A 20,400-nucleotide genomic window follows, 5' to 3' on the forward strand; every position below is an offset into this window, starting at 1 on the left:
GACCGTCTGCGACCCCGATCCGGGTATCGCGCGGAGCGAGATCAGTTCACGTCGGCGTCGACCCAGTCCATCGACTTGGTGACAGCCTTCTTCCACAGGCGCAGCTGACGCTCGCGCTCGGCGACGTCGTCGTTCGGCGTCCAGCGCTTGTCCTCCTGCCAGTTCGCCCGCAGCTCGTCGAGGTCGTTCCAGAAGCCGACCGCGAGTCCCGCCGCATACGCCGCGCCGAGCGCCGTCGTCTCGGCGACGACGGGGCGGACGACCGGCACACCGAGGATGTCGGCCTGGAACTGCATGAGCGTGTCGTTGGCGATCATGCCGCCGTCGACCTTCAGCTCGGTGAGGTCCACACCCGAGTCCGCGTTGACGGCATCCAGCACCTCGCGCGTCTGGAAGGCCGTGGCCTCCAGCGCGGCACGGGCGATGTGGTTGCGGTTCGCGAAGCGGGTGAGACCGACGATCGCGCCGCGGGCGTCGGGACGCCAGTACGGCGCGAACAGGCCCGAGAATGCCGGGACGAAGTACACGCCGCCGTTGTCCTCGACCTTGGCGGCCAGCTCCTCCACCTCGGGGGCGGAGGAGATGATACCGAGCTGGTCGCGCAGCCACTGGATGAGCGACCCGGTGACGGCGATCGACCCCTCCAGCGCGTAGTGGGCGGGCCCGTCGCCGAGCTTGTAGCCGACCGTCGTGAGCAGACCGTTCTCGCTCTTCACGATCTCGGTTCCGGTCTGGAAGATCAGGAAGTTGCCGGTGCCGTAGGTGTTCTTGCTCTCGCCGGCATCGAACGCCGCCTGGCCGAACGTCGCCGCCTGCTGGTCGCCGAGGATGCCGGCCACCGGAGTCTCGCGCAGGAGCGACGTGTCGCGCGCCTCGCCGTAGACCTCGCTGGAGGAGCGGATCTCGGGCATCATCGAGCGCGGCACACCGAAGTCGGCGAGGATGTCGTCGCGCCATTCGAGGGTCTTCAGGTCCATGAACAGCGTCCGCGATGCGTTCGTGACGTCGGTCGCGTGCACGCCGCCGTCGGGGCCGCCCGTGAGGTTCCAGAGCACCCACGTGTCGGTCGTGCCGAAGATCAGGTCACCGGCTTCGGCCTTCTCGCGCGCACCCTCAACGTTCTCGAGGATCCAGACGATCTTCGTGCCCGAGAAGTACGTGGCCAGCGGCAGGCCCACGATGTCCTTGTAGCGCTCGACTCCCGCGTCGCCCGCGAGCCGGTCGACGATGGGCTGGGTGCGCGTGTCCTGCCAGACGATCGCGTTGTACACCGGGATGCCGGTGTTCTTGTCCCACACGACGGCGGTCTCACGCTGGTTCGTGATGCCGACCGCGGCGATGTCGTGCCGCGTCAGGTTCGCACGGCCGAGCGCGATGCCGATGACCTCGCGCATGTTGTCGCGGATCTCGATCGGGTCGTGCTCGACCCAGCCGGCGCGCGGCATGATCTGCTCGTGCTCCTTCTGGCCGACGGAGATGATCGAGCCCTTCTTGTCGAAGACGATCGCGCGGCTGGAGGTGGTGCCCTGGTCGAGGGCGATGATGTAGTCACTCATGAGTGGACGTCCTTGTCTAGGTGTCTGTGTTGAGGATCGGGAACGGATCAGATGTGCGCGAGGTGCAGCAGCGCCGGAGCGGCGAGCGCGGCGATCGTGCCACCGAGCAGCGGGCCGACGACCGGCACCCAGGCGTAGGACCAATCGCTGGAGCCCTTGCCCTTGATCGGGAGGATCGCGTGGGCGATGCGGGGACCGAGGTCACGAGCCGGGTTGATGGCGTAGCCGGTCGGGCCACCGAGCGAGGCGCCGATGCCGACCACGAGGAGGGCGACGGGGACGGCGGTGAGCGGGCCGAGGGCGCCCGGCGTGCCGATCTGGACGTCACCGTAGTCGGCGAACGCGAAGATGACGAACACGAGCACGAAGGTGCCGATGACCTCGGTGATCAGGTTCCAGCCGTAGGAGCGGATGGCGGGACCGGTGGAGAAGACGCCGAGCTTGGTGGCCGCGTCCGGCTCCTCGTCGAAGTGCTGCTTGTAGGCGAGCCAGCAGAGCACCGCACCGATGAACGCGCCGACCAGCTGCGCGGCGATCGCGACGAAGAACTGCGCGACGCCGATCTTGCCGGCGATCAGCAGGGCGATGGAGACGGCCGGGTTCAGCTGTGCACCGGAGTAGGAGGAGACGAGCACACCCGCGAACACCGCGAGGCCCCAGCCCCAGTTGATCATCAGCGTCCCGCCGCCGAAGCCCTTTGACTTGGCGAGGATGACGTTGGCGACGACGCCACCGCCGAGCAGGAGCAGCATCGCCGTCCCGACGAGCTCTGACACGAAGTAGAGCCCGAGATTGATGTCGTGCATGTCAGCATTGACCTTTCTGCAGAGGTTCCCCCGGCGACGCCGCCGGGTGGGAAGGATGGCCTGAAGGGGATGCCGGCGTCAGGCCGCGCCGGATTCTAGAAGCGGCTCCTCCTGCCTCTCATGCGCTCAAGGGCGCCAGGTGGGAGGTTTCCACATCGATGCGGTGCCGCTCCTGGAGCTCGCGGGCCGCGTCGTCGATCTGGGCTCGGATGGCATCGGCATCCCACCCGAGCACGGGGGCAGCCGCCTCCGCGACCTCGGCGAGGGTGTCGGCGGTCACGCCGCCGACGAACGCGATGTGCGTGCGGCGCAGCAGCAGATCGATGAGCGTGACGACCTCCTCACGCTCGGCCAGGAAGGCGATCTCCTCCGCCGAGTAGCCCGGGGCGTGTTCGAGGGGGCGCTGGTTGACCGGCAGCGTTCCGAGCATCTCGGTCGCGTAGGTGCCGTAGCGCTCCAGCATGCGATCGGCGAACGCGGCGCTGTGCGCTCCACGATGGGCCTCGAGCCAGCGCGAGCGGTCGGTGTCGGTGCGCGGGTATCCGGCGCCGCCGCCGATGGCGAGATCGAGCGTCGAGATCCGGCGCGGACGCCCGAGCGCGGCGAGCACCTCGGTGGACAGGTGCTCGGCGAGGGCACGGAAGGTGGTCCACTTCCCGCCGACCAGGCTCATCACCGGAACGCCGGCGGCACCGCCCAGGCGCGCCTTCTCGATGCGGTAGTCGCGCGACACGAAGCCCGGCGCGAGGTCGTCGTGCCGGGGCAGCGGGCGGATGCCCGAGAACGTGTAGACGATCTGCGAGCGGTCGACCGCGATGTGCGGGAAGACCTGTGCGATGAGGTCGAAGAAGTACGAGATCTCGTCGTCGGTGCAGACGGTCGGCGTCGACGGGTCGGCGTCGATGTCGGTCGTTCCGACCATGACGCGGCCCTTGAGCGGGTAGATGAGCACGATCCGGCCGTCGGCCGCCTCGAAGAAGATCTCGTTGCCGCGGGTCGCCTCCAGCAGCTCCGCGTTCTCGAGCACGATGTGCGAGCCCTTCGTGCCGCCCATGAATCGGGTGGGGGTGCCCAGAGCGTCATTGGTGAGGTCGGTCCAGGGGCCGCTCGTGTTGACGACGACGTCGGCGGTGAAGGGGAACTCCTCGCCGGTGACGGCATCGCGGATGATGACCGCCTTCCCGTCGGCGCCGACGACGGGCGCGTAGTTCGCGGCGCGCGCGGACTCCTCCCGGGCACCGTCGCGCAGCACGTCCAGCGCGAGGCGCTCGGGGTCGTGCATGGAGGCGTCGTAGTAGGTCGCGGTGTAGCGGAACCGGTCGTCGAGGTCGGGGAACAGCTCGCGCGAGCGGCGACGCCCGTGGAACCGATGGCGCGGGACGGCCCCCCCGTCGCGCGAGAAGGTGTCGTACATGACGAGACCGAGCTTGATCAGCAGCGCACCGCGCTCGCTCGGCTTGCCGCGGCCGTGCGTGACGAGCAGACGGAAGGGCGCAGTGAGGATGCCCGAGAAGGTGCGGTGGATCGGAATCGTCGTGGGCAGCGGGCGCACGAAGTGGGGCGCGTTGCGCACGAGCCGGTTGCGCTCGGTCACCGACTCCTTCACGAGGCGGAACTCGCCGTTCTCCAGATACCGCACACCGCCGTGGATCATGTGGCTGGATGCCGAGGACGCGCCGCTCACGTAGTCGTCGCGTTCCACGAGGGCGACGTCGACGCCCTGCAGCGCGAGGTCGCGGAACGTCGCGATGCCGTTGATTCCACCCCCGATGATGAGAACTTCCGCGTGGGGGCGGTCCTTCAGGGCCTGGATGTTCGGACGGATCGTCGCCTTCGACTCGGTCATCGCTCTTCCTTCCGCGGCTTCGCAGTGTCTCGCCGCGCGTTTTTCACGGTGGAACGGATCTACACTGAAACGTCGGTGAACGAACGCGCAAACGATCTGAACATACGTGCATCGTAGCCCGCACTCTGCACGAATGTGCATGATCAGGAGGACCCGTGAGCATCGAGACCGACCACGAGGCGCGAGCCCGTGACGCGCTGCACGCCGCACAGCTGTATTACGTGCAGGACCAGACGATGGAGCAGATCGCCGCCGAGATGAAGCTGTCGCGATCGTCGGTCTCGCGCCTGATCGCGCACGCCCGTGAGATCGGCCTGGTGGAGATCACGGTTCATTCGCCGCAGGAGGCCACGAGCGTCGTCGCCCGCCGACTGTCCGAGCGCTACGGCATCTCGGTGCATGTCGTCAGCACTCCGCCGCGGACGACCGACGCCGAGCGCCTGGAGCGCACCGCGCGCACCGCGGCGCACGTCCTGTCGACCACGCTCGATCCCCAGGCGAGCATCGGCATCGCCTGGGGTGCGACGGTGTCGGCGATCGCCCGTCATCTGCCCACCAAGCGGTTGCGCGAATCGCAGATCGTCCAGATGAACGGCGCGGCGAACGAGTCGACCTCGGGCATCAGCTACTCGGGGGCCATTCTGGAGCGCTTCGGCCAGGCGTTCGGCACGGACGTCCAGCAGTTTCCCGTGCCCGCCTTGTTCGACGACCCGCATACGAAGCAGCTGCTGTGGCGAGAGCGCTCCATCCGCCGCGTGGTGGACGCGCAGGCGCGCGTGCAGGTGTTCGTGTTCGGGCTGGGCTCCCCCCAGGCCGACGTTCCCTCGCACGTCTATGCCGGCGGCTATCTGACCGGGGAGGACCTGAGGATGCTGCTGCGCGACGGTGTCGTCGGCGACTGCGCCACCGTGTTCTACCGGCTGGACGGCTCGACCTCCGGCATCGAGCTCAACGACCGCTCGAGCGGGCCTTCCTTCGACGTCATCCGCCGTATCCCTCGTCGCCTGTGCGCCGTGTCGAGCCTGTCCAAGATCGACGCGCTGCGCGGCGCGCTGGCGGCGGGGCTGATCACCGAACTGGTCGTCGAGGAGGCGCTCGCCCGCCGCGTCGTGGAGCTGCCGCTCAACGCGGGCCGAGGATGAAGTTCCACGTGCCCGCGGCGACGGCGACCGACACGGAGACCGCCGAGATCGCGACGCCCACCGCCACGAGCATCCACTCCCGCCGGCCGAAGCGGGAGAGGCGGGCCCAGGTTCGGCGACCGGGAGCACCGAAGCCGCGGGCCTCCATCGCGGTGGCGAGCTTGGAGCCGCGCCGGATGGAGAGCACGAGCAGGGCGAACGCCATGCCGGCGAAGCGTCGAATCCGACCCTGATCGGCGATGCCGCGGGCCCGGCGGGCCAGTTCGAGAGCCCTCCAGTCCTCGAGGAATAGTCCGACCATCCGCAGTCCCGCCAGCGCGCCGAGCACGAAGCGCGCGGGCAGGTGCCAGACCTGGGCGAGCCCGTCGGCCAGATCGGTGGGATCGACGGTGACGAACAGCACGACCGAGGGCAGAGCCACGGCGAGCACGCGGAAGAAGGTCGCGACGGCGAGCGTGAGCGAGCCCTCGCTGATGCGCACGACGAACCACTCGACGTAGACCTGCCCGGACGCCGCGCCGTAGAGCGCGATCGTCAGGGCCGTCAGGGGCGCGGCCAGCCACACCGGCCACGTCCGCATCCAGAACTCGCGCCAGCGCAGCCCCGCGAACAGGAAGAGGACGCTCTCCAGCGCCAGCGCGACCGCAGCCGACACCCAGTCCAGTGTCACGATCAGGGGCAGGGCGATCACGGCGCTGGCGGCGAGCTTGGCGACCGGGTTGAGCTGTGCGACGACACCGGGCCGGGTGCGCGTGTTCGCGGCGAGCAGGCTCATGCCGCCGCCTGCGCACCCAGGGCGAAGCGCCGGGCGTGGAGCGCGTCGACGACGGCCTCGTCGTGGGTGATCGCCACGATCGCCGATCCGTCGTCGCGCAGGCGGGCGAGCAGCGCGACCAGCTCCGCCCACGTGCGCGCGTCCTGACCGAAGGTCGGCTCGTCCAGCACGAGCACACGGGGGGCGGTGGCGAGGACGGCGGCGACGGTGAGTCGGCGTTTCTCCCCTCCCGACAGCGTGTACGGGTTGGCGGCGGCGAGCGCGCTCAGCCGCAAGCGTTCCAGGAGCTCGTCGACGCGGGCGGCGCAGGCGGTCTCGTCCATCCCGAGCGCGCGCGGCCCGACCTCGAGCTCGCCGCGCACCGATCGGGCGAGCAGCTGATGCTCCGGGTCCTGGAAGACGGTGCCGATGCGGGTGAGAAGCTCACGTGAGCGCCACGCGATCGGCGCCGACGAGGCCCCGGCGGCGAGCGGTGCGGAGGCCGACAGCTCGCCGGATGCCGGGTGCAGCAGTCCCGCGAGGGTGAGCCCGAGCGTCGACTTGCCGGCGCCGTTGGGTCCCGTGATCGCGAGCACCTCACCCGCGCGGACTTCGAGATCGATGCCGGTCGCGACCGGCACGCCGCGCACCCGCGCGACGGCCAGCTCCCGCGCGCGCAGCAGCCCCTCCCCCGCGCCGGCAGCGGGCGGGGGAGGAACGGCCGGAGGGATGCCGGGAACCCAGACGCCCGCATCGGCGAGTTCCGCACCCCGCGCGCCGAGCACGCTCTGCGGGGGGCCATCGGCGAGAAGGCCGTCAGCCCCGAGCACGATCACACGGTCCACGAGGGGCAGCCAGACATCGACGCGATGCTCCACGACCACGAGGGTCGCCCCCGTGGCGTCGAGGACGCGTCCGACGGCGTCGCGGACGTCGGCGACGCCCACCGGGTCGAGGTTGGCGGTCGGCTCATCCAGCAGCAGCAGCCCCGGGCGCATGGCGAGCGCGCCGGCGAGGGCGAGCCGCTGCTTCTGCCCGCCCGACAGCGCGTGCGTGGGCCGGTCGATGCCGACGTCCAGCCGCACGGCATCCAGTGCGGCGTGCACCCGCGGCCAGATCTCTTCGCGCGGCACGCCCAGGTTCTCGCATCCGAAGGCGACGTCGTCGCCCACCCGCGCCAGAATCACCTGCGCGTCCGGGTCCTGCAGCACGAGGCCCGCCCGTCCGCGCGCCGCCGCGGCCGGTGCCCCGTCGATCAGCAGCGCCCCCGCCGACTCTCCTTCTTCGTCGCCGCCCAGCACCCCGGCAAGTCCCTGGAGCAGGGTCGACTTGCCCGCGCCGGAAGCGCCGAGCAGGAGCACGCGCTCACCCGGGTCGATGCGCAACGAGACGTCGCGCACCGCCCAGGCCCGCCGTGACGCATGTCGCCAGCCCCATCCGTGGGCGCTGACCGCTGCCGGCGCGACCGACCCGCCGAGGTCGACCGCCACGTCAGACGAGGTCGCGGCGTTCGCGCCCCACGGCGAAACGATCCAGCGCGCCGGTCGCGGCAAGGCCCCGGGCGAGCACCCACGACAGGGCTCCGGCGATGACGGCGCCCGAGAGGGTGGTGCAGATCATGTAGATCACGGTGAACGCGGCGTCGGCCCCGGCATACCAGAGGATCAGGTTGTTGATGCCCCCCGCGATGGCCGCGCCGGCTCCGGCGAGGATCGCCACCGGCAGCTTCCACGCCCGGTAGAGGAACAGCAGGAAGACGAGCTCGGCTCCGAGCCCCTGGACGAGCCCGGCTTCCAGAGTGAGGAAGCCGCCCCACTGGTTGCCGACGAGGGCGGAGACGACGGCGGCGAGCGTCTCGGTGTACAGCGCCGCTCCGGGCTTGCGGATGATGAGCGCTCCGAGCACGCCGGCGAACAACCACGGACCGTCCAGCAGGCCCTGCATGCCGGGCAGCAGCGGGTCGAGCAGGCTCTTGGGGCCGAGGTAGCCGATGTTCCAGAGCAGGAAGATCAGGCCCGATGCGACGCCGGTGACGCTGGCGACGACGATGTCGACGACTCTCCAGCGCAGACGGTCGACACCGATGCGGGAACGGGATGCCGCGGCATCCGACGAGGTGGCGGTGGACGGGGACGCAGACGCGTGCATATTCTCTCCTCCCTGCGCCGGCATGATCCGGATCAGGTTCGACGGTCGAAGCGTGGATCGCTTCCTCTCAGCCCGGCTCACCGGACTCCCGTGGTTGTGCGCTCGAGTATAGCGGCGAACGGGTACGTTGGGCGGGTGACCTCGGACGACGCGCCCCCGCCGTCGCGCCGCGCGCTGCGGGAGAGCACCGCCCCGACCGAGACCATCGTCGTCCGCAATCGCGCGGGCCGCCGCGCGCTCGCCTGGGTCGACGAGGAGACCGTCACCGGCGCGGTGGACACGTCGGCGGCCTCCACCGCCGCGCCCGACCTGCTGCAGAGGCGTCCGCGGCGTTCGCCCTTGCGCGCCGGCGTGGTCGTGCCGCTGCTCACCGCTGTCGGGGTCTGCGGCGCCTACGCGGCTGCGACGCTCCTGTGGCCGCTGTGGGCCGTCGCGCCGACCGTGCGCGAGATCACGCCCGACGGGCCCGTCGCGACGGCGTCGGCGGTGACCTGGCCCGCCGCGGGGGCCGGTGCGGCGGGCGTGGCGGGCATCGATGCCGTCGCGGCATCCTCGCCGGCTCCCGTCTCGATGGCGAGCACCTCGAAAGTGGTCACGGTACTCATGATCCTCGACGAGATGCCGCTCGCGGTCGGGCAGAGCGGCCCGGAGTTCACCTTCACCTCACGCGACCGCGACACCTACTGGGATTACCTGTCCGAAGACGAGTCGGCCCTCGACGTCCCGGTCGGCGGTTCGCTCACCGAGTACCAGATGCTGCAGGGCATCCTCATGGGCTCGGCCGGCAACTACACGAACCGGCTCGCGAGCTCGCTCTGGCCGACCGACGAGGTCTTCGCCCGGGCCGCGCGAGCATGGCTGGACCGGCACGGCCTCGGGGCCATCACGCTGTCGGAGCCGACGGGAATCGACCCCGCCAACACCGCCGAGCCGGCCGCCCTGGTCACCCTGGCGCAGCTCGCCCTCGCCCACCCGGTGGTCGCGGAGATCGCCCGCACCCGCACGGTCGAGCTGCCCGGCGCGGGCGAGGTCACCAACACGAACGATCTGCTGAGCGATCCCGGCGTGGTGGGACTGAAGACAGGCAGCCTGGCGGCGTTCTACAACCTGCTCGCCGCGAAGGACATCACCGTCGGCACCACGACGGTGCGGGTCTACGCCACGGCGCTCGGTCAGCCCACCGGCGAGGCGCGGGACCAGGAGACGGCGCGCCTGCTGACGGAGGTCGCGGCGGAGGTCTCGACGCCCAAGACCATGCCGGCCGGCACCCTCGCCGGCGTCGTCAGCACGGCATGGGGCGCGACGGCGAACATCGTGACGGATGCCGACGCGGCCGTGATCCTCTGGAACGGTGCCGCCGCGACGGCGACGACCACCCTCGACCTCGGGAGCGCCCGAACGGCGAACGCCCCCGTCGGCCAGGTCCTCGTGCGCGGACCTCTGGATGCGGTCACCGTGGGCGTCCATCTGACCGCGGACATCCCCGACCCCGACGCGTGGTGGCGGCTCACCCATCCCCTGCAGCTGTGGGGTCTCGCCGGCTGAGCCCCTCAGAACGGCCAGATCAGCGGGACGTAGAGCACGGCGACGGCGAGATACACGACCATCAGGGGCAGCCCCAGCTTGCCGTAGTCGCCGAACCGATAGCCGCCGGGCTGCATCACCATGAGATTGACGGGCGTCGCGACGGGGGTGAGGAAGGCCGCCGCACCGGCGACCGTCAGCGCCATCATGAACGGCTGCACGCTGACGCCGAGCGTCTGCGAGATCGCGACGGCGATCGGGATCACCACCAGGACCGTGGCGACGTTCGAGATGAACTGTCCGAGCACCATGGTCAGCAGGCACAGCACGAGCAGCGCCACCTGCGGTGAGCCGGAACCGATGACGCGCAGCACGGCGGCGGCGAAGACGTCGGCGGCGCCCGTGGACACGAAGGCGGAGGACAGGGGGATCATGCCGGCGATGAGGATGACCGTCGTCCACGAGATGGACCGATAGGTCTGCGGGACGGTCAGCACACCGGTGAGCACGAGAGCGCCGGCGGCCAGCAGTCCCGCCACCGGGGCCGGGACCAGACCGGTCGCCAGGAGCACGACCATGACCGCGAGGATGCCGATCGCGCGCTTGGCCCCGCGCCCCCAGGGCACCGCGCGCTGCAGCGTCTGCGGCGGCGTGACCGCGATGACGTCCGGCGACTGCGCGTAGCGCGTCAGTGCCGCCCACGGTCCCTGGACGAGCACCGCGTCGCCCGCCTGCAGCACGAGAGCGCCGGCGACGCCGGTCCCCCGCGACGCGTTCGGTCCGTCGTCGTCTCCGCGGCGCACCGCCAGGATCACCAGGTTCTCGTCGCGTGTCGTCATTCCCACCGACACGGTGCGGCCGATGAGCCGCGAGCGCGGCGCGACGAGCACCTCGGCGACACCCTCCCGCACGCTGAACAGGCGCGCGGTGTCGAGGTCGACGTCGTAGCTGTCGCGGAGGGTCTGGGCGTGCTCACGCGGATCGGGGGCGAGATCGCTCAGACGGTCGGCGGAACGAGACGGCAGCAGCCGTCCTCCGCCGAGCGCGACGATGACGACGGTGCACACCACGAGAGGGATGCCGGCGAGCGCGAACTCGAAGAAGCCGAACTCCCGGCCTCCGGCGGCGACCGCAGCCTCGCTGACGACGATGTTCACGGGCGTGCCGGTGAGGGTGAGCAGCGAGCCCGCAGTGGCGGCGAATGCGAGCCAGGCCGTGACACCCGTCGCATCCAGCGCCTCGCTCACGACGAACAGCGACGCGATGAACAGCACCGTGGGGTCGCCGAAGCCCGCGAACGCCTCCGGGAGGGTGAGCACCCCGGTGGCCCAGAGCGCGAGCGCGACACCTACGGCGACGAGCGCCAACGGGACCTTTGCCGCTGACGAACGCGATGACCGCGAGCCCGAGGATCACGAAGGTCCAGCCGGCGGGGGCCATGTCCTCACCCTAGACGGCGCCCGCGCGCCGCTCAGCGGATCACACGAAGCGCACGGTCTGCTGCAGGCGCGTCCGCACGTCGAACAGCTCGTTGCCGCCGATGTCGCGAGCGCCGCTCAGGCCCCGTCGGAGGATCGTCGCGAGAGCCGAGCGCACGACGACCGCCACCGGCAGAGAGCGCACGCGGCCGATTTCCTCGATGGTGCTCACGAGGTCGTCGTCGGGGAGCACGACGATCGCACCGCTGAAGCGGACGCGGGCGGCGCGTGCCAGCACCCGGGCGCCCGCGACCAGGTCGGCGATCGGCGAGCCGTCCACGCCCTCGCCGATGAGCTCGCCGCGCCGCAGGCGCACCGGCCCTCCGAGATCCTCGCTGAGCACGGCGTAGAGGCCGCTCGGCCCGAGCACGATGTGGTCCACCTTGAGCGACGGATCACGCGGGTCGACGGCGACATCGTGCCAGACCGTGTAGCCCATCCCCAGCTCGCCGATCACGCGGGCGCTCGCCTCCTCGGCGAGGGCATCCGCCAGCATGCGCTTCAGCTCTCGCGGAGCCGCCCGCACGAGCGCCGGATCGTACGGATCGGAGATCTCCGTGCCCCGGCCCGCCCACTCGCGGATGAGATCGAGGTAGCGTTCGCGTCGCCACCCGCCGGGCTGACCGAACGATCTCGCGCGGGGACGCGTGTCGGCGCTGCGCGCCGGCGGGCGCCAGCTTCCCGCACCGTCGCCGCGACCGTCACCCGCCGGAGCGTACGACGGCGCGTCCGTGCCGAACCCGTGCCCGCGATCGTAGGACGCGCGGGCATCGGCCGTGCCGACGAGCTCCCAGGCGCGCTGGACCTGGACGAAGCGGGCGGCGTCGCCCCCGGTGTCGGGATGCGTCTGACGCAGCCGCAGTCGATACGCCTTGCGGAGGTCCTCCTCCGCGGCATCCGGGGCGACGCCGAGCACCTCGTAGGCGGACGCGGAGAGCGGACTGTCGAACACGGGACCTCTCAGCGCTTCTCGTTGCGGCGGGCGTAGGCGGCGGCGCTGCGGCTGGACAGGGCGAGCAGCACGAGGATGTCGAGCGCCAGCGTGGGCAGCGTGGTGAACAGGGTGATCTCCTGATCCCGCGCCCACCAGCTCGCGAAAGTGGTGGCGATCGACAGGGTCGCGACGCTCATCACGACGACGCGCGCGAGATTGCTGCCGAGGAAGAGCAGGATCGCGCACACGAGCTGGATCGCGACCCCGACGCCGACGACGGCCAGCAGAACGGCGAGGGAGGCGTCCGCCAGATCCGGCGTGACGTCGACGCCGTCGAGGTCCAGGACGAGCTGGCTGGCGTAGCTGTGCCAGTTCAGCCCCAGCTCGACCATCGAGGCGATCCCGACGACGGCGCTCAGCAGCACCAGCGCCGCACCCGCCACCGTCGTCGACGGACGCGGCATCTTCGGGTCGCGGGCGACCGGCTGCAGCAGTCGGGTCACCGGCTCGTAGGACGGTCGGCGCTCCGGCCGCATCGGACGGTGCTCGTTCATGCGCCCGCCTCCTCCGCGACGGCCACCGCACGCACGTCGACCACGGGCAGGTCACCGTCGGTGCGGATGCTGTCGCCGCCGCCGTTGCGGGCGTGGTAGCCCGTGGAGAAGTCCGCGATCACGTCCACCCGCACGGCCGGCTCGCCGGTTCGGAGAGTGGAGACGATGTGATCGCGCTCGACGTCGGTGTCGGCGTCGATGCGGTGGGTGACCTGCAGGGTGAACAGCGACAGGCCCACCGAGGTGTCGAACGTGCCCGCAGCCAACCAGTCGACGCGCCGGCCTCCGGGCAGCAGCCAGCCGTCCGGGCACTTCCAGAAGCGCACGTGGTGGCGCTGAGCCGGATTGCCGTCGACCTCCTGCTGGTAGGCGAAGTCCTGTTGGCGACCGAAGAGGAACAGGGGGCTCACCGGAGCCTCGTGGTAGCTGCGGCGGCGCAGGGTCGAGGTCACGATGCGCCTCGACGACGCGAAGGTGACGGGATCTGCCTTCGTCCACCCCGATGCCCGCATCGCTCGCTCGATCTGCGCGCCCTCTCCCAGAAAGGCGAGGTTGACCGGATCGCCGAGAAGGCCGTCACTCGTGCGCGCACGTCCGATGAAGTAGTCGGGCACGTAGATCGTCGTGAGGATCCGATGCAGTCGGGGCAGGACGAGGTAGGCCAGCAGCAACCAGAACAGCAGGAAGCCGAGGATGCCCCACCACCCGACCGTCAAGCTCTCGGTGAAGCCCAGATAGGCGAGCCAGATGGCCGCCAGCCCCGCGAAGACGAAGAAGAACTGGTCGATCGCGACGCCGATCGACCACCTGCGGTGCGCGCGCGTGCGCGTCATCGCGGCGCCCACAGCGCCAATGGCGGCTCGAACGCCAGCGCCCGCTCTGCCAGCCCGTCCTCGAGGTCGTCGAACGCGGCCGGATGCCAGTGCGGGTCGCGGTCCTTGTCGACCAGCTGCGCGCGAATGCCCTCGGGCAGGTCGGGCTGGGTCTGGGCGAACCACAGCACGAGCCCGTACTCCTGCGCGAGCGCGGCGCGGAGATCCGGCAACCGCCGGGCAGTGCGCACGGCGGCCAGCGTCACGGTCAGCGCGGTCGGCGCGAGCGCCGCGAGCGTCTCGGCGGTGGCGACGGCATCCGGCTCGGGCCGCTCACGCAGCCGCGCGATGATCTCGGCGACGGTGTCGGCGGCGAAGGCATCGTCGATCCACGAACGGGCCGCGACGAGCCGCGACGGCCCCGGCGTCTCGTCGAACAGCAGCACGATCTCGGCCGGGGTCGCCGGATCGGCACGATCGGCGAGCGCGCCGCGGAGGTCTCCGATCCGCTCGCTCGGCACCAGCGCATCGGCGAAGCCGGCGGCGAGGGCGTCCGCGGCATCCATCGACTCACCGGTGAGCGCGAGATACTCGCCGAGCCGCCCTGGCGCGTGCGCCAGCAGCCACGAGCCACCCACATCCGGCGTGAAACCGATCCGTGTCTCGGGCATGGCCAGCCGCGAGCGCTCGGTGACGACGCGGACCGCCGCATGGCCTGCCAGTCCGATGCCGCCGCCCATCGTCACGCCGTCGGCGACGACGACGACCGGCTTCGGATACGTGGCGATACGCAGATTCAGGGCGTACTCGGCGCGGAAGAAGTGCGCCGTCTCCTCGACGCGTCCCGCGAGGATCCACTCTCGAAGGCCCCGCACGTCTCCTCCGGCGCACAGGCCCCGCTCGCCCGCACCGTCCAGCAGCACCACCTCGATGTCGGCGTCGTGCTCCCAGCGATCCAGGGCATCGGAGATGATCTCGATCATGCCCAGGTCGAGTGCGTTGATGGCCCGTGGACGGTTGAGGGTCAGGTGACCCACTCCCCGGACGGTGCGGACCAGCACGGTGGGTTCGGCGGCATCGCTCACGCTCGCAACGTTACCCGCGCCGTCGGTCTCGGCGCCTCCCGCGCGGGCACCCGGCCGGCGCGGGCCGATCGGGCAGGATGGAGGCAACGGCCGACGATGGTCGGCGATGACGAGAGGATGACGATGCCCGAAGGACACCTCCTCGAGTTCCGTGGGCTCACGAAGACATTCGGTGCGGTCCGCGCCGTCGACGACTTCACCGCCCGCGTCGAGCCCGGACGGGTCACCGGCTTCCTCGGCCCCAACGGCGCGGGCAAGACCACGTCGTTGCGCATCCTGCTCGCGCTCGTGCGCGCCACCTCCGGCAGCGCCACCATCGGCGGCCGGCGGTACTCGGAGCTGCGCCATCCGCTGCAGACCGTCGGCGCCGCACTCGAGGCCTCCAGCTTCCATCCCGGGCGCACCGCCGCCGGCCACCTCACCGTCGCCGTGCAGGCCGCCGGGCTCCCGCGCGGACGAGTGGACGAGGTCCTGGGCCTCGTGGGGCTCGCCGACGCCGCCGGTCGCAAGGTGGGCGGTTTCTCGCTCGGCATGCGACAGCGCCTCAGCCTGGCCTACACGCTGCTCGGAGACCCCGGCGTGCTGGTGCTCGACGAGCCCGCGAACGGTCTGGACCCCGAGGGGATCAAGTGGCTGCGCGGCTTCCTCGGCCAGCTGGCCAGCGAGGGACGAACGGTGCTGGTGTCCTCGCACATGCTCGCCGAGGTGCAGCAGACGGTGTCGGCGCTGCTGGTCATCTCCCGCGGCCGGCTCGTGTTCGAGGGCGATATCGGCGACCTGGTCGGCGCGGACGACGTGGCGACGGTCATCGATGCCCCCGACCGCACGGCGCTGGCGAATGCTCTGGATGCCGCGGGCATCGCGTACACGCCCCTGCGCTCGGGCTTCTCCGTGCGCGGCGCCGAGCCGGCCCATCTCGGTGCCATCGCTGCGGCGGCCGGAGTCGCCCTGTCGCACCTGCAGCGGCGCGGCCCGGTGCTGGAGGAGGTGTTCCTCGAATTGGTGAACGGCACGCGGGTGCAGGCGCCGACGCCGGCGGCTCCAGCGGCTCCGGCGGCATCGGCTCCGGACCCGCTCACGCCGCCGCTCACGGCCGCTGCCGTTCCGGCCGCGGCCGCACCGGAGGACGCAGAGCCGGGCGTCGAGGACGCCGAGTACATCCACGCGGTCGAGGACGACCCCAGCGACACGGTCGCCGCCGAGGAAGGAGACCCGCGATGAGCCTCGTCAACGCGTCCCGGTCGGAACTCACGAAGCAGTTCACCACGGCGATGTGGTGGGTTCTCGCCGTCGTGCTGCTCGCCTATGTCGGCGTGACCGCCGGCGGCCTGTCCGCCGTGTTCGGCGCGGTCGCAAGCGGCACGCTGCCCGGCGGCACGACGAGCGGTGCCCGGGTGTCGCCGGCGAGCCTTCCTCCGCTCATCTACAGCCTCGCCACCTCCGTCGGCTACGTCTTCCCCCTGCTCATCGGCACCCTCCTGGTGACCAACGAGTTCCGGCACAAGACGCTGACGCCGACGTTCCTGGCCACGCCGCGACGCGGGATCGCCCTCGTCGGCAAGCTGGCCGCCGCAGTCGTCATGGGCGTGCTGTACGCCGCCGTCGCGCTCGTCGCGGCGGTCGGGATCGGAGCGGCGGCGCTCGCGGCGTTCGGCGTCGACACGCGGCTGGGCGAGACCGACACCTGGGCGATGATCGGGCGCATCGTGGCGAGTTTCGTTCTGTGGACGCTGATCGGCGTCGGCGTGGGCACCCTCGTGCGCAATCAAGTCGCCGCCGTCGTCGGCGTGCTGGCGTTCACGCAGTTCGTCGAGCCCATCGCGCGCACCGTGGCGACGCTGGTCGACGGCGTGTCGGGGGTGACCGCCTACCTGCCGGGCGCGGCCTCGGACGCCCTGGTCGGCACCAGCATCTACGCGACGATGGGCGCCGGCGGGGCTGTCCCTCTCGCGTGGTGGGGCGGAGGCATGGTCCTGCTCGGCTATGCCGTGGTGTCCGTCGGCCTCGGGTATCTGACGAGCTGGCGGCGCGACGTCGCCTGACCCGCCGTCAGGAGTCGGCGAGTTCGACGACGTCCGACGCGTCGTCGCCGTCCAGACGCAATGCCTGGACGAGGGCGACGCCGTGACGAGTCGTCAGCACGAGGCGTTCGAACTCGGCATCCTCGGACAGATCGACGACCACCGCCCGGCGACGTCGGCGCACCAGCACGAAGTCGTTGCCGCTCGCGGAGCGCCAGGTTCCCATCGCGACGGCGCCCCGCACCTGCGTGCCGGGGCTGGGCACTCCGCGCAGCCAGGTCCAGGCGTCGTCGGTCAGCTGCACCCGGAGGATGTGAGACCTGTCGACGCGCACGCTCTCCGATCGCCGCGACAGGGCGCGTTCGACGCCCGACAGCACGACCTCGAGCTGCGTCGAATCGAGCAGCAGGGTCACCATGACTTCAGTCTGCCAGCGCGACCATGTGCGGATGCTCACAGCCCCGCAACGATCCGGTCTCGGCGCGGGCGATATCGTGGAACGTCGGCCGCGATGCGCCGGCGTCACCCGACACGGAATCCCCGATGCCTCGATTCGATCTCGATCTCCCCGCCCTCGAAGCGTTCCGTCCCGCGGTGCGCGAGCCGGCCGACTTCGACGAGTTCTGGGCGCGGACGATCGCGCAGTCGCGCGCCGTCGGCGGCGAGATCATCGTCGAGCCGGTGGAGACCGTGCTGAGCACCATCGACGTGTTCGACGTGACGTTCCCGGGGTTCGCCGGCGAACCCGTGAAGGCGTGGCTGCACACGCCCCGACGCTCCGACGACGCCGCGGCACTGCCGACGGTCATCGAGTTCAACGGGTACGGCGGAGGTCGCGGGCTTCCGACCGAGCGGCTCGGCTGGGCCTCGGCCGGCTACACGCATCTGTTCATGGACACGCGTGGACAGGGATCCACCTGGGGCGCTCCGGGCGCGACACCGGATCCGCACGGCACGGGACCCTCGACCAACGGTTACATGACCCGCGGCATCGAATCACCCGAGGACTACTACTACCGCCGCGTGTTCACCGACGCCGTGCGCCTCATCGACGCCGCCCGCACCCTTCCCCGGGTGGATGCCGCGCGCATCGCCGTCACCGGTGGCAGCCAGGGGGGCGGCATCACGCTGGCCGCGGCCGCGCTGAGCGAGGGCCTCGTCGCGGTCATGCCCGACGTGCCGTTCCTCTGCCATTTCGAGCGCGCGATCGGGATGACAGACCGCGAGCCGTACCACGAGGTGGTGCGCTACCTGTCGGTGCACCGGGGCGCCACGCAGCGGGTGCTCGACACGCTCTCCTATTTCGACGGCGTCAACTTCGCTCGCCGCCTGAGTGCGCCCGCGCTGTTCTCCGTCGGCCTGCTCGACCCGGTGTGCCCGCCCTCGACCGTCTTCGCCGCCTACAACCACGTCGACCGCGGCGACAAGCAGATCCGCGTCTACGACTTCAACGAGCACGAAGGCGGTCAGGCCTTCCAATGGGAGGAGCAGGCGCGCTTCCTCGCGCAGATCCTCGGCTGAGGTCCGCGCGCGGACCGCGCGTCAGAGGTGGAACTCGTCCTTGGCGTGCGGCAAGGGGAAGTTCGACACCGCGGTGATGAGCCCCTCGACGGTCTGCTCCCGCGCCACCGCGCTCACGCCGAGACCCACCTTGCGGGCGTCCTTCGCGGTGCGCGGTCCGATGGCGGCGATCACGGTGGCGTCGGGGATCTCCGGGAACTGCAGCCGTACCTGTTCGGCGACCGAGCCGCTGGTGACGAGGATCGCGTTGATACGGCCACTCGCGACGTCGTGGGCGATCCGCTCGGTGACCGGCACACCCACCGTGCGGTAGGCGACGACGCTGCGCACGCCGTGCCCCGCCTCGGTGAGGCGGCGCGTGAGTACCGGCTTGGCGATCTCGCTGCGCAGCGTAAGGATGCGCCGCGGCGCGGGCTCGAGCTCGATCAGCTGCGAGGCCATCCCGGCCGCCGAGTTGTCCTCGTCGGGGACGAGGTCGACGCGATAGCCAACCGCGGCGAGCGCCGCGGCCGTCGTCTCGCCCACCGCGGCGACGCGAGTGGAGGCGGGGATGACGGCGCGGTAGGCGTAGAGGACGTCGACCGTGGTGGCGCTGGTGAGGGTCACCCAGTCGAAAGCCCCGGCGGCGAGATCGGCGAGCGCCTGCTCGAGCGTTGCCTGATCGGTCGAGGGCGCGAAGTTGATGAGGGGAGCGATGACCGGCACAGCACCCTGCGCCCGCAGCGTCGCCGCCACGGAGTCGCCCCAGGGCCCCCCGCGCGGAACGAGCACACGCCACCCCTTGAGGGGCTGGGCGGCGTGCGGATCAGGAATCATGCTCGACTTTCGTGAAGCTCAGTCGGGACGCACGGTTTCGCGCATCCGGCAACGGCGCTCGTGCACGCACGAACGCGATGGCTGCGCGGCTCGGGTCATCGTTGCCGGCAGCTTGCGCACCATTGCCGCTGCCTGAGACACGAGCATACCCCGGGCGACGCATAGCTCGAACACGGGGTTGACAGCGCCCGCGGCGCGGGTCAGAACGCGCGCGGGCGCGCCCCACGGGGTACTCAGCGCGTGTAGGCGCGGACGATTCCCCAGACGGTCAGTCCCACGACGGCAGCCGCACCGAGCACGGCGAGCGAGGCCTGCGTGGGATGGCGCCGCGCGAAGCGACGCGCGTCGGCGACCCCGCGATCGGTGGCCTGCGCGACCCGCTTGGGCACGTTCGCCTTGACCTCGATCGCCGCCAGAGCGGCCTTCAGCTCCGCACGCGCGCTCTCCACCGGATCGGTGATGCCGAGGGCGACGGCGGTGCGCGGAATCAGCTGGTCAGAACTCATCGGCCACGTCCTTCACGATGCGCGCGTCGACCTTCACGGCGTCGACGGGGTTGGTCGAACGACTCAGATGCTTGAAACGCAGGAGCCCCAGCCACGCGAACACGGCGGCTCCGACGAGCGCGATGACGACGACGATGAGGCTGGCAAGCCAGGCCGGCATCCACGACGACAGGCCGATGATGGCGAAAGCGGCCAGCGCCGGCAGCGACCAGAAGAGGAAGAACAGAGCGACGATGAACCAGACGCCGCCCATGCCGGCATCCTTGCCCGCCTTCTTGGCCCACGTCTTGGCCGAGTCGATCTCGGCGACCACCAGGTTGCGGACGAGCTCCGGCACCTCGCCGACGAGAGTCAGCAGGCTGTCATCGGCGCGGTCGCGGAATCCCCGAGGCGTCGCCATGTCAGTCGTCCGCTGCCTTCTTGGCCGCGGTCTTCGCGTCCGCGACGGCCTTGTCGGCGGCCTTCTTCACTTCTGCGGCCGTCTTCTCCGCTCCGCGGGTGACCTCGTCGGCCGAGGCCCGGCCCGCGCGGATCGCGGAGTCGAGCTTCTGCCCCGGCGTGCCGTTGCGGCTCGCCGCACGGGTGACCTTGACCGCTCCATCCCACAGGGCGCTCGGCAGGGCGAGGGCGGCGCTCTTGCCGAGGTCCTTGACGGCGGCGACCTGCTTCTGCACCGGGGCGGTGTTCCAGATCTTGAGGTACCCCGCCTTGATCTGCTCGTAGCGCTCGCGGCCGGCGCGCGACCCGAGCACGTAGCCCGCGGCGAGTCCCACGACGATTCCGATCTTGCCCTTCATGGCGTCTCCTCACGTCCGTGCTGGGAGTGCTTCGTGACTCCAGAGTAGTCGCAATATTCCGATTCCGGCATCCTCCGGCCCCGGGGCTGTCCCTGACGGG

General features: G+C 71.0%; 21 protein-coding genes and 1 riboswitch. Of the genes, 5 read left to right on the top strand and 16 right to left on the bottom strand.

Annotation, left to right across the window (positions count from 1 at the left end):
- Positions 1-41 precede the first annotated feature (41 nt).
- From glpK to JOE53_RS12005, 3 genes are all read right to left on the bottom strand, one after another.
- The gene (gene glpK, locus JOE53_RS11995; protein WP_005047841.1) at positions 42-1,556 is read right to left on the bottom strand and encodes a glycerol kinase GlpK; all 1,515 of its coding nucleotides are present in this window, start codon (positions 1,554-1,556) and stop codon (positions 42-44) included.
- A gap of 47 nt (positions 1,557-1,603) precedes the next feature.
- Complete coding sequence (locus JOE53_RS12000; protein ID WP_204947854.1) at positions 1,604-2,362, bottom strand: MIP/aquaporin family protein; 759 nt, start codon at positions 2,360-2,362, stop codon at positions 1,604-1,606.
- A 118-nt stretch (positions 2,363-2,480) separates the two neighbouring features.
- Positions 2,481-4,208 (bottom strand): glycerol-3-phosphate dehydrogenase/oxidase, encoded by a 1,728-nt coding sequence (locus tag JOE53_RS12005; RefSeq protein ID WP_204947855.1) that lies wholly within the window; start codon positions 4,206-4,208, stop codon positions 2,481-2,483.
- 155 nt (positions 4,209-4,363) lie between these two features.
- Here JOE53_RS12005 and JOE53_RS12010 point away from each other — a divergent pair, with 155 nt between their 5' ends.
- Complete coding sequence (locus JOE53_RS12010; RefSeq protein ID WP_204947856.1) at positions 4,364-5,350, top strand: sugar-binding transcriptional regulator; 987 nt, start codon at positions 4,364-4,366, stop codon at positions 5,348-5,350.
- Here the strand turns inward: JOE53_RS12010 and JOE53_RS12015 are convergent.
- The 3 genes from JOE53_RS12015 to JOE53_RS12025 form a co-directional block, all read right to left on the bottom strand.
- Positions 5,331-6,125 (bottom strand): energy-coupling factor transporter transmembrane component T family protein, encoded by a 795-nt coding sequence (locus JOE53_RS12015; protein ID WP_204947857.1) that lies wholly within the window; start codon positions 6,123-6,125, stop codon positions 5,331-5,333. The genes JOE53_RS12010 and JOE53_RS12015 overlap by 20 nt on opposite strands.
- Complete coding sequence (locus tag JOE53_RS12020; protein ID WP_204948238.1) at positions 6,122-7,504, bottom strand: ABC transporter ATP-binding protein; 1,383 nt, start codon at positions 7,502-7,504, stop codon at positions 6,122-6,124. Before JOE53_RS12020 ends, JOE53_RS12015 begins: the two co-directional genes overlap by 4 nt.
- 91 nt (positions 7,505-7,595) lie before the next feature.
- Positions 7,596-8,252: an ECF transporter S component gene (locus JOE53_RS12025; RefSeq protein WP_204947858.1), complete on the bottom strand. Its 657-nt coding sequence runs from the start codon at positions 8,250-8,252 to the stop codon at positions 7,596-7,598.
- A riboswitch (TPP riboswitch) is annotated at positions 8,245-8,354 on the bottom strand. It overlaps the preceding gene by 8 nt.
- 33 nt (positions 8,355-8,387) lie before the next feature.
- Between JOE53_RS12025 and JOE53_RS12030 the strand changes: the two genes are divergently transcribed.
- Positions 8,388-9,797: a serine hydrolase family protein gene (locus JOE53_RS12030; protein WP_271171021.1), complete on the top strand. Its 1,410-nt coding sequence runs from the start codon at positions 8,388-8,390 to the stop codon at positions 9,795-9,797.
- Positions 9,798-9,802: 5 nt separating this feature from the next.
- Here JOE53_RS12030 and JOE53_RS12035 read toward each other — a convergent pair whose 3' ends face one another.
- From JOE53_RS12035 to JOE53_RS12055, 5 genes are all read right to left on the bottom strand, one after another.
- Positions 9,803-11,143 (bottom strand): SLC13 family permease, encoded by a 1,341-nt coding sequence (locus JOE53_RS12035; RefSeq protein WP_233449562.1) that lies wholly within the window; start codon positions 11,141-11,143, stop codon positions 9,803-9,805.
- A gap of 112 nt (positions 11,144-11,255) precedes the next feature.
- A complete protein-coding gene (locus tag JOE53_RS12040; RefSeq protein ID WP_204947860.1) occupies positions 11,256-12,206 on the bottom strand; it encodes a DnaJ domain-containing protein in 951 nt (316 codons plus the stop codon).
- Positions 12,207-12,214: 8 nt separating this feature from the next.
- Positions 12,215-12,742 carry a hypothetical protein gene (locus tag JOE53_RS12045; protein ID WP_036285676.1) on the bottom strand — a complete coding sequence of 176 codons (528 nt, stop codon included), beginning with the start codon at positions 12,740-12,742 and terminating at the stop codon, positions 12,215-12,217.
- A complete protein-coding gene (locus tag JOE53_RS12050; RefSeq protein ID WP_204947861.1) occupies positions 12,739-13,575 on the bottom strand; it encodes an LssY C-terminal domain-containing protein in 837 nt (278 codons plus the stop codon). Before JOE53_RS12050 ends, JOE53_RS12045 begins: the two co-directional genes overlap by 4 nt.
- On the bottom strand, positions 13,572-14,639 hold the full coding sequence (locus tag JOE53_RS12055; protein WP_204947862.1) for an enoyl-CoA hydratase/isomerase family protein: 1,068 nt from the start codon (positions 14,637-14,639) through the stop codon (positions 13,572-13,574). Before JOE53_RS12055 ends, JOE53_RS12050 begins: the two co-directional genes overlap by 4 nt.
- A gap of 123 nt (positions 14,640-14,762) precedes the next feature.
- Between JOE53_RS12055 and JOE53_RS12060 the strand changes: the two genes are divergently transcribed.
- Positions 14,763-15,860 (top strand): ATP-binding cassette domain-containing protein, encoded by a 1,098-nt coding sequence (locus JOE53_RS12060; protein WP_204947863.1) that lies wholly within the window; start codon positions 14,763-14,765, stop codon positions 15,858-15,860.
- Positions 15,857-16,681 carry an ABC transporter permease gene (locus JOE53_RS12065; RefSeq protein WP_204947864.1) on the top strand — a complete coding sequence of 275 codons (825 nt, stop codon included), beginning with the start codon at positions 15,857-15,859 and terminating at the stop codon, positions 16,679-16,681. Before JOE53_RS12060 ends, JOE53_RS12065 begins: the two co-directional genes overlap by 4 nt.
- Before the next feature lie 7 nt (positions 16,682-16,688).
- On the opposite strand, the gene JOE53_RS12070 is transcribed toward JOE53_RS12065, so the two are convergent.
- On the bottom strand, positions 16,689-17,078 hold the full coding sequence (locus JOE53_RS12070; RefSeq protein ID WP_204947865.1) for a hypothetical protein: 390 nt from the start codon (positions 17,076-17,078) through the stop codon (positions 16,689-16,691).
- 125 nt (positions 17,079-17,203) lie between these two features.
- Between JOE53_RS12070 and JOE53_RS12075 the strand changes: the two genes are divergently transcribed.
- On the top strand, positions 17,204-18,181 hold the full coding sequence (locus tag JOE53_RS12075) for an acetylxylan esterase (RefSeq protein WP_204947866.1): 978 nt from the start codon (positions 17,204-17,206) through the stop codon (positions 18,179-18,181).
- 21 nt (positions 18,182-18,202) lie between these two features.
- Here the strand turns inward: JOE53_RS12075 and JOE53_RS12080 are convergent, their stop codons facing one another.
- From JOE53_RS12080 to JOE53_RS12095, 4 genes are all read right to left on the bottom strand, one after another.
- The gene (locus tag JOE53_RS12080; protein ID WP_204947867.1) at positions 18,203-18,997 is read right to left on the bottom strand and encodes a uroporphyrinogen-III synthase; all 795 of its coding nucleotides are present in this window, start codon (positions 18,995-18,997) and stop codon (positions 18,203-18,205) included.
- 233 nt (positions 18,998-19,230) lie between these two features.
- A complete protein-coding gene (locus tag JOE53_RS12085; RefSeq protein WP_061683874.1) occupies positions 19,231-19,503 on the bottom strand; it encodes a hypothetical protein in 273 nt (90 codons plus the stop codon).
- A complete protein-coding gene (locus tag JOE53_RS12090) occupies positions 19,493-19,903 on the bottom strand; it encodes a phage holin family protein (RefSeq protein WP_005047881.1) in 411 nt (136 codons plus the stop codon). The genes JOE53_RS12085 and JOE53_RS12090 overlap by 11 nt, the downstream gene beginning before the upstream one ends.
- A gap of 1 nt (position 19,904) precedes the next feature.
- Positions 19,905-20,300 carry a hypothetical protein gene (locus tag JOE53_RS12095; protein WP_061683876.1) on the bottom strand — a complete coding sequence of 132 codons (396 nt, stop codon included), beginning with the start codon at positions 20,298-20,300 and terminating at the stop codon, positions 19,905-19,907.
- Positions 20,301-20,400 lie beyond the last annotated feature (100 nt).

Source organism: Microbacterium laevaniformans (assembly GCF_016907555.1).
Classification (GTDB): Bacteria; Actinomycetota; Actinomycetes; order Actinomycetales; family Microbacteriaceae; genus Microbacterium; species Microbacterium laevaniformans.

Excerpts from the sequence above, each read along its gene's own strand:
- glpK (WP_005047841.1), bottom strand. The coding sequence starts at position 1,556 with ATGAGTGACTACATCATCGCCCTCGACCAGGGCACCACCTCCAGCCGC.
- JOE53_RS12000 (WP_204947854.1), bottom strand. The coding sequence starts at position 2,362 with ATGCACGACATCAATCTCGGGCTCTACTTCGTGTCAGAGCTCGTCGGG.
- JOE53_RS12005 (WP_204947855.1), bottom strand. The coding sequence starts at position 4,208 with ATGACCGAGTCGAAGGCGACGATCCGTCCGAACATCCAGGCCCTGAAG.
- JOE53_RS12015 (WP_204947857.1), bottom strand. The coding sequence starts at position 6,125 with ATGAGCCTGCTCGCCGCGAACACGCGCACCCGGCCCGGTGTCGTCGCA.
- JOE53_RS12025 (WP_204947858.1), bottom strand. The coding sequence starts at position 8,252 with ATGCACGCGTCTGCGTCCCCGTCCACCGCCACCTCGTCGGATGCCGCG.
- JOE53_RS12045 (WP_036285676.1), bottom strand. The coding sequence starts at position 12,742 with ATGAACGAGCACCGTCCGATGCGGCCGGAGCGCCGACCGTCCTACGAG.
- JOE53_RS12050 (WP_204947861.1), bottom strand. The coding sequence starts at position 13,575 with ATGACGCGCACGCGCGCGCACCGCAGGTGGTCGATCGGCGTCGCGATC.
- JOE53_RS12060 (WP_204947863.1), top strand. The coding sequence starts at position 14,763 with ATGCCCGAAGGACACCTCCTCGAGTTCCGTGGGCTCACGAAGACATTC.
- JOE53_RS12065 (WP_204947864.1), top strand. The coding sequence starts at position 15,857 with ATGAGCCTCGTCAACGCGTCCCGGTCGGAACTCACGAAGCAGTTCACC.
- JOE53_RS12070 (WP_204947865.1), bottom strand. The coding sequence starts at position 17,078 with ATGGTGACCCTGCTGCTCGATTCGACGCAGCTCGAGGTCGTGCTGTCG.
- JOE53_RS12075 (WP_204947866.1), top strand. The coding sequence starts at position 17,204 with ATGCCTCGATTCGATCTCGATCTCCCCGCCCTCGAAGCGTTCCGTCCC.
- JOE53_RS12080 (WP_204947867.1), bottom strand. The coding sequence starts at position 18,997 with ATGATTCCTGATCCGCACGCCGCCCAGCCCCTCAAGGGGTGGCGTGTG.
- JOE53_RS12085 (WP_061683874.1), bottom strand. The coding sequence starts at position 19,503 with ATGAGTTCTGACCAGCTGATTCCGCGCACCGCCGTCGCCCTCGGCATC.
- JOE53_RS12090 (WP_005047881.1), bottom strand. The coding sequence starts at position 19,903 with ATGGCGACGCCTCGGGGATTCCGCGACCGCGCCGATGACAGCCTGCTG.
- JOE53_RS12095 (WP_061683876.1), bottom strand. The coding sequence starts at position 20,300 with ATGAAGGGCAAGATCGGAATCGTCGTGGGACTCGCCGCGGGCTACGTG.